This window comes from Streptomyces sp. NPDC001970 (assembly GCF_053594115.1).
Genome location: NZ_JBSFDW010000038.1, coordinates 21,365 through 27,364, shown reverse-complemented (window position 1 = coordinate 27,364; position 6,000 = coordinate 21,365). Strand labels below are relative to the sequence as shown.

Genomic DNA, 6,000 nt, shown 5'->3' with positions numbered 1-6,000 from the left:
CCGCAAAGTCCGGTAGGAACACCTCAGGGCGCGCGGCCGCCAACTTCTCGCGAATCTTCACCGCACGCGTACTCGCCTCCAACGCCTGCTCCCACCGGCCCAGTTCGGCGAGTCGCGTCGAGAGGTTGTCCAGTGCGACGGCGAGTCTCTCGTTGCGACTGGTGTCCCCGCGGCGGCGCAGGCTTCGCCACCACGCGTACGAGGCCGGCGCCTTGGCGTACTGGTCGACCTGCCGGCCGGCCAGTGTGAGGGCGTGATCGGCCAGACGCTGGGTCTGGTCGGGGACCGCGGCGTACAGGTCGTCGCGAAGTTCCTCCGTCAGGTCCGGATCGGTACAGATGGGGTACAGAGCTTCCAACAGCGGCCCCGCGGTCTGGGCCTGTGGTGCGATGGTGATCGCGGGGAGCGCGAGCGTCGCCGGATGCGCGGTGATCAAGTTCTGTAGCCGCTCTCCGAGGGTGTTCGTCGGGAGAGGTAGCGCGAGGGCCCGAGTGAGTACGGTCAGGGCGTGCAGGGCCTGATCGTGAATGATGTGTGGCAGGACCGCGTCGAGCAGTTCCGGGTGGTCCGAGAGTGCCCGGGCGAGATGGTGCTCGGCCAGTCGGTCCGGATGCACGGTGCCCCAGTAGACACGCGGGGCATCGGGCGGGTAGAGGTCGTGGATCCAGGTGGCGAGGCGCAGACGCGTGTCTTCCGGGGTGTCGCGTAGACCGGGCGCGAGAGCGAGGGTGTCGACAGCCTGTGGCCGGGTCGCGGCTCCCGTGAGGAGGGCCGTGGTCAGCGCGGTCAGGCGCTGCTGCTCGGAGCCCAGTCCGTGATGGTGGGCGGTGCGGCTCCAGTAGGAATGCTCATGGCTGAGGATGACGTCCTCAGGGCTTTCTCCCGCCACGCCATTGCCGGAGAGCAGTTCGGCAAGCACAGACATGTGCAGGGTCAGGGCATGACGTGCCTCGGGGGCCGTGTCCTTCGCAGTGCCCGGCACGGTGGCCGTGGAGTACCCGGGAATCCGGGCAAGGCCCGCAGAGAGCTGCTGCCGTGCCTGTTCTCGGGCATCGAACAGCAGAGCGCCGTCGGCGGCCTCGAGCAGCGGCAGCTGCAGGGGGCGCGGCGACAGCGCGGCTGTGGTCGCTACGTCGCGGCGTACCTGCTTCCACCAGTCGCCGTCCGTCCGCCCGAGCATCAGCACTCTCACCGGGTGCCCACTGGGGTACACGGCGAGGTGATTGATCAGTGCCGTGACGAACGCTGTGCGGGTCTCGGCGTAGTCGATGATCAACAGCAGAGGCCATGCCGATGACGCGAGCGCCCTCAGATGCTCGGCCGGCAGCTGTTCCGACTGGGCCATCAGCCCCACCGCCCAGTCCTCGGTGTCCAGTCGGGAAGCGACTTCGCGGGCCAAGCGGGTCTTGCCCTGCCCGCCGGGTCCGGTCATCAGCAGGCCGGACAGGATGGGTCCGGTATGGCACCACTCCAGCAGAGTGCTGAGTTCGCTACGCGGGCGGAAGCCGACGATCTCGTACTCGGGCCGCAGTAGAGAGGCAGGGGAGGCGGGGGCGAGGGCCGGATACCAGGGGGTGAAGACGTCCTGCATTTCCACCGGTTCGAGGACCAGTCGCCGGCCGACGGCTCTCTCGATCGCCCCCCGGAAGCCGGGCTGCCGTGCGAGCACATGCACTGGTACGGCCGTCAGGCGGCGCGAGTCGAAGCCGGGCGTGTCCTCGGTGACGACGCCGGTGATCAGAGGTCCGCAGGTGACAGCCGCCCCCGACATGCCGTGCCAGCCCGCGCGACGGGCATCGGGTGCCGGTCGGCTGTGGTCGGGGTGGTGTGCCACCGTGATGAGGTACTGGTGCGTACGCGAGCCCGCCACCGGGTTGATGTGCCCGTCGACCTGGTCGATCTCCCGGTCGGTGCCCGTCGGCGTGAGGCTGTCCGGAAACCCGGTCGCCTGACAGGCCACCCGTACGCCCTGGCCGACGAGACGCCCGAACCGCGCCGGCACCAGACCATCCGGTACGCGCCAGCCGTCTGGCCCTCCCGTTCTCGGAAGCGGCACAGTGAGCAGAGCGGCGTCAACCGCCGGATCCGCCCATTCGATCTCTGCCGGACAGAGCCGCCCGCCGACGAGCCGGACCAGCACGCGCTCGTACGGTCGGCCCCACTCGTCGGCCACGACGTGCCAGGCCGTCAGCACCAGACGGTCGGCGACCAAGGTCCCTGTCCCGAAGGAGGCCCCGCCGTCGCCGGCCGGCCGTGCCGCCCATACCTCGGCCAGGCGACGACGGTCGAACCACGCCCCTGCCACGGTTCTTACTCGGCGGGCAGCTCGTCGATCCGACTGCTTACCTTGGCCGGATTGCCCTGGGCGTCCGTCGGCTGCAGAGTGATCTTCAATCGGTGGGAGTCAGCCGTGGCGTTACTTGCTTTGCCGCCCAACGACAGGACAAACACCTTCGCCGTCGCATCCCCCGCTTTCTCCTTGCGTACGTCCACGGCGAACTCCAACTCGACCGTACCGACTTCGAACCGCAGCGGCTCTCCCCGGCCCTGAGCCATCGCCGCCTGCAGCTCGGCGCGCACGCCGCGCACGGCCTCCGCCAGACCGACCCAAACCGCGTCCGGCACCGGACACCCCCTTGGAACTCGCGACGAACCACAGTGCGACAACACGCTAGTCCCTCCAGGCGAGTTGCACCGCACAATCCCTGGGCACTGGGGCGAGGGTCAAGTCCGTCCGGGCAGCGGACCTCGGCCAGCACGTGGGTGGCGTCGGTGCGCTGCCGCCCCCCGGGCTTGAGCAGGCCGGCCTCCTTCAGGCGCTGCAGCATGACCTCCAGCAGCCCGCCGGCGGCACCGGCCTCGGCCGGCCGGGCGCGAAACTCGCACAGCACCGAGTAGTCGAACCCGGGATCGTCCAGCTCCAGGCCCAGCGCGTACTTCCAGTCGATCCTGGTCCGCACCGCGTCCGCCGCAGCCCGGTCGGAGAGGTTTTCCGCGAACTTCAGCACAGACACCAGCGCCAGCTGCCCCGGCGACAGGCACCGCCTGCCGTCCGTGGGATACAGACCGGCGAACTCCTCATCCTCGAACAGCACATCCAACCGGTCCCTGATCAGCATCGCCGGTGTGCCCTTCGGACACGCGGCCCGCGCTGTCCGCACCGCCCTGACCGGGATCCTCTGACGATTCTCCGGCCGCAACGACACCGCGACCACCCCCCACCGCTGACACCGCCCCGCTCCCACCGGAGAAGCACCCGCCGGCCCAGGTGTCAGCACCCCACCAACATCACCAACAGAGTCCCGGTATTGAGGCTAGGAGGCGAGCGTGCCGGTCAGTTTCCTTTCCCAGAACACTTCATCGCGCCATGCGCCGTCGGCGTAGAAGTGGTCATGGGCGATGCCCCAGGAACTGAATCCGTGCTTGCGGAGGATCGCCTGAGACGCGAGGTTCTCCAGTTGGGTGTGTGCCTCCAGCCGATGCAGGTTCAGCTCATCTTCGGCGATCCGCAGCGCGAGGCCGACGGCACGGCTCGTGTGCCCGAGTCCCTGGTAGAGAGAAGAGACCCAGTAGCCGAGGAATCCCTTCTGGAACGGGCCGCGCAGGATCGAGCTGATGTTGACTTGCCCGAGGACGGTCTCGTCGGAGACCACGACGCCGGGCCACGCGAGCCCCTTGCCATGGGAGGCCAGAAGGGATTCGATGACCGAGGCTTGCCCGTCGGGCGTGTAGAACTCTGCGGGCCTCGCGGGCAGCCAGCGCGCATACGCCTGCTTGTCCCGGGAGAGCAGGCCGGCGAGTGCGGGGCCGTCGGAGGGCTCGATCAAGCGAATCAACGTGGAGCTCACGGGTGTTCTGCTGTCCTGTCAGCTGCGGTAGTCGGTCGGTTGCGCGGGAGTCTTACGGGGGTCGCCCTCGATGATCGGCTCCAGGATACGCCGCCGTCAGCCCGGTCGCTTCGGCGAGGTCCGCCAGCAAACGTGCTCCGGCGTGCCTGACCACCCCCGACCCGTCAGTGGACACCACGAGCCGGGGCCGCGAACCGATATGCTTCACGCAGAAAGTGCTTTCCTCTGGCGACGACAGAACCCCTAGACAAGGTCCATCGTCCCAGCTCAGGAAGGCACTTCTGCGTTTCTGCCCAACCCCTCGGCCGCACCCCAACCGAAACGGCGAGGCCAACGAAATGATCTTCGAGGTGGTTGGATCACTCCGGGACTGATGATCCGGGGGTGCGGGGTGGCTCGGACGAAGCCGTGGGATGTCGAAACGAGTTGTGGGCGGTGATCGAGCCGCTGTTGCCCAAGGCCGAGCGTCGGCCCCGGCATCCGGGACGCAAGCGGCATCCGGACCGGTTGGTGTTCCAAGGCGTGCCGGTTCGCACCGGGGCCTCGGACGTCATCGCCCAGGGCCTTCGCCTGCCGCTGCAATACGCGGCCCAAGGGGGCTACGGGCCGGTGTATGGGCAGGACAGGGCCGCAACGCGAGGCGCGTTGGTGGCAGGGGCCGTGGGGGGCTCTGCTGTACCCCGGTAGACCGCGCCCCGGGCCAAGTAGCGCTCTTCCGGGTCATCCGCGCCCGTGGTCCTCTGGACGCGTCACTGACCCCGACCTATACGGGTCGGGGCAAAGTCGGGCAGGAAGGTAGCGGTGTCGGGACTCAACACACGCGACCTCGTGTCGCCTTCCGCCGGCGACGGTCAAACCCCTGGACAAGGTTCATCGTCCCAGCTCAGGAAGGCACTTTCGCGTGTCGGCCAGCATCCGGACCAGCCCCAACCGAAACGGCGAGGTCAGGTGGAACATCTGGTTCCACGCTCCCGCCTCCGGTCCGGCACGCGCGACCGTCCTGACCTTCCTGCGCCGCCCTCCAGCGGAGCTGGCCTTGACGGGCTGGGATATCGCCCGCGACGCGTGCGCGGGCGGGCTCCGACCCGTTGCCGTTGCTGCCGCTACGCAGTACCGCTGCTCTCTGGTCACCTGCTGAGTGGCCTGTGCGCCACTACCAGCCCCGGACGGTGGCGTGCATCTCCCATACGAGGATCTCCGCGCCTGAAGGCTGTTCGGCCGTGATGCGCTGGCCGCCGGTTGCAGTGAAGCGCACTGCGTCCCCCTCCTGGAGCTCTCCTGTGCCCTCCAGGACGACTTTGCCTCTTGGCACGTACAGATGGAGGAAGGGAGCCTCGGGCAGTGCGACCGAGCCGCCCGCCGAGAGCCGGGCCGCATGCAGTGCGGCGTACTTGTTCCGGATGCGGATGGCGGTGGTGTCGGAGTGCTTGTCCATGCCGGAGGCGACTGTGGTCAGGCCACTGCGCAGGAGCTCGTCGTCGATCTCCAGCTGCTCGTATCCCGGGGGGATCCCGGCCTCGTCCGGTACGACCCACATCTGCACGAAGTGCACCGGGTCGGCATGGGTGCTCCCGCCCTCCAGGCGCCAGGAGTCGTTCTTCTCCGAGTGCAGAATTCCCGTTCCCGCACTCATCCTCTGAGCCAGACCAGGGTAGATCAATCCAGAATGCCCGGTGGAGTCCTGGTGTACCAAAGACCCCTGCAACACCCAAGTGACGATTTCCATGTCCTGATGGGGATGAGTCTCGAAACCGGTCCCTGCTGTGACGATGTCGTCGTTGCTGACCAGCAGAAGACCGTGATGGGTATTTTGCGGGTCGAAGTGATGGGAAAATGAGAAGGAATGTTTGGACTCGAGCCAGGACAGGTTTGTTTTGAAACGTTCCCGGCCGCGTCGTACATCGACGGTCGGCTGCATGGCTGAAGTCAACGCTGGCCCCCGTCAGCAGGAATGTGAGTGGTCACAGCTTGGCCCTCGAAAGGCTCGGAATGGGGATCTCAGGAACGTGGTCGACGGAGGAGCGGACATGGAGCTGAGCGCAGTGCTGGTCGGCAATCTCGGCGCAGATCCCGGCCACTTGCTCGCAGAGAGGCTCCCCGAGGTCCGCCGCGGCCAAGGCCATGATCATCTTGTACTTGAGATCCTCCATTT

The 6,000-nt window shown here is 67.7% G+C and carries 5 protein-coding genes and 1 pseudogene; all 6 read right to left on the bottom strand.

All coding sequences use genetic code 11. The annotated features are described in order from the left end of the window. Positions 1 to 2,305, bottom strand: a 2,305-nt coding sequence (locus ACWCP0_RS33665; protein WP_451082548.1) for a trypsin-like peptidase domain-containing protein, incomplete at its 3' end; no start/stop codon positions are given. 5 nt (positions 2,306 to 2,310) lie between these two features. Continuing rightward, complete coding sequence (locus ACWCP0_RS33660; RefSeq protein WP_451082547.1) at positions 2,311 to 2,625, bottom strand: trypco2 family protein; 315 nt, start codon at positions 2,623 to 2,625, stop codon at positions 2,311 to 2,313. A 116-nt stretch (positions 2,626 to 2,741) separates the two neighbouring features. Then, a pseudogene (locus ACWCP0_RS33655) lies at positions 2,742 to 3,119 on the bottom strand (transposase); the annotation flags it as partial. A gap of 195 nt (positions 3,120 to 3,314) precedes the next feature. After that, the gene (locus ACWCP0_RS33650; protein WP_451082546.1) at positions 3,315 to 3,848 is read right to left on the bottom strand and encodes a GNAT family N-acetyltransferase; all 534 of its coding nucleotides are present in this window, start codon (positions 3,846 to 3,848) and stop codon (positions 3,315 to 3,317) included. A gap of 1,153 nt (positions 3,849 to 5,001) precedes the next feature. Next, positions 5,002 to 5,766, bottom strand: a complete 765-nt coding sequence (locus ACWCP0_RS33645) for a pirin family protein (protein WP_451082545.1) — start codon at positions 5,764 to 5,766, stop codon at positions 5,002 to 5,004. 43 nt (positions 5,767 to 5,809) lie between these two features. Further along, positions 5,810 to 5,998, bottom strand: a complete 189-nt coding sequence (locus ACWCP0_RS33640; protein ID WP_451082544.1) for a hypothetical protein — start codon at positions 5,996 to 5,998, stop codon at positions 5,810 to 5,812. Positions 5,999 to 6,000: the final 2 nt, after the last annotated feature.